This window comes from Rhodococcus sp. 14C212, assembly GCF_011058195.1.
Classification (GTDB): domain Bacteria; phylum Actinomycetota; class Actinomycetes; order Mycobacteriales; family Mycobacteriaceae; genus Rhodococcus; species Rhodococcus aetherivorans.
Map to the genome: position 1 here is coordinate 1 of NZ_JAALEH010000201.1, position 1600 is coordinate 1600.

Sequence of the window (1600 nt, forward strand, 5' to 3'; positions counted from 1 at the left end):
TCAGGCGTGCTGGGTGAAGCCGCGCTGGCCGGGGCGGCGGTTGGGTGCGAAGCCGATCTTGGCGAGGGTCTCGTCGGCGTCGGTGTAGCGCTCGTCGAGCTTGTAGATCTCGCGGGCCTCCTTGCCGGTGGCGACCTCGCGGCCGAGCTCGCCGGCGATGCGGACGAGTTGTTCGACCTGCGCCACGGAGGTCATCTTCTCGCCCTTGCGGCCCCACAGGGTGTCCTCGGTGCCGCAGCGGGCGTGCAGGCCCATCGCGATGGCCATGGTGTTGACCGGCAGCACGCTGCGCATCAGGGTTTCCAGGGTGAGCACCGCGCCGTCGGGGGTGCGGCGGACGAACTCCATCAGGTTGTACGGGTTGGGGCCGTCGAAGCCGCCGCCGATGCCGACCCAGGTCACCATCAGCGGGCCGGTGTAGACGCCGCGGCGGATGAGCCGTTCGACGGTCTCGAGCTGGGCGATGTTGGCGAGCTGGAAGTGCGGCTGGATGCCGTTGGCCTGCAGCCGGCGCAGGTGCTCCTCGACCCAGCCCGGCCCGGCCGGGACGGTCATCTCGCGGTAGGCGTCGTAGACCTCGGGGCGCTGGAAGGAGGTGCCGGCGATGTCGTCGGCGGTCATCAGCTCGACGATGTTCATCTGGTTGGTGTTGATCGCGATGGTGACCTGGTCGGGCTTGGGGTCGAGTTCGGCGAGCATGTGCCGGGTGTCGTCGGAGAGCCACTTGGCGTCCGCGCCCTCGCCCTCGGGGGCGAACGAGATCGACCCGCCGACCTGCAGGATCATCTCGGGCACCGCCTCGCGCAGCCGGCCGAGCAGTTCGTTGAACTTCGAGAGCCGCTTGGAGCCCTTGCCGTCGAGTTCGCGCACGTGGATGTGCAGCACGGTGGCGCCGGCCTCGTAGCAGTCCACCGCCTTCTGCACGTGCTCGTCCATGGTCAGCGGCAGGTCCTCGGCGAAGTCGTCGATGTCCCACTCCGGGCCGTAGGGGGCGACGGTGATGACCAGCTTCTCCTGGTTCTCCGGGAACAGGGCGTCGTCGTGGAAGTGCATGGTGGTGCTCCGATCAGAGTTGTTGTGTGCTGGGGTGACTGGGAAGGGAGAGGGGTCAGAAGGGGCGGTCGCCGATGATGGCGGCGCGTTCCATCCTGCGGACGGCGGGCCAGTAGTCCTGCACCGCATAGTGCTGGGTGGAGCGGTTGTCCCAGATGGCGACGCTGTTCTTCGTCCACCGCCAGCGCACCTGGTATTCCGGGATGGCGGCCTGGCTGATCAGGTAGCGCAGCAGATCCCCGGCGCCGGGGGCGTAGTCGATCCCGAAGCGGACGTTGTCGGGGGTGTGGTAGTTGACCAGGTGGGTGGCGAAGGAGTTGACGAACAGGATCTTCTCGCCGGTCTCGGGGTGGGTGCGCACCACCGGGTGCTCGGCGTCCGGGAACCGCGCATGCAGCTGGTGGCGCTGTTCCATCGGCAGGGCGGCACCGAAGCTGGCCTCGATGCTGTGCCGGGCCCGCAGCCCGGCGATCCGGTCCTTGACCGACTGCGGCAGCCGCCGGTAGGCCTCGGCCATGTTCACCCAGACGGTGTCGCCGCCGACCGG

At 68.8% G+C, this 1600-nt stretch carries 2 protein-coding genes; both read right to left on the reverse strand.

The window, feature by feature from the left end:
• Complete coding sequence (locus tag G6038_RS30650) at positions 1-1053, reverse strand: 3-keto-5-aminohexanoate cleavage protein (RefSeq protein WP_165042667.1); 1053 nt, start codon at positions 1051-1053, stop codon at positions 1-3.
• Between the two features lie 55 nt (positions 1054-1108).
• The coding region (locus G6038_RS30655) for a TauD/TfdA family dioxygenase (RefSeq protein WP_206025891.1) at positions 1109-1600 on the reverse strand (492 nt) is incomplete at its 5' end.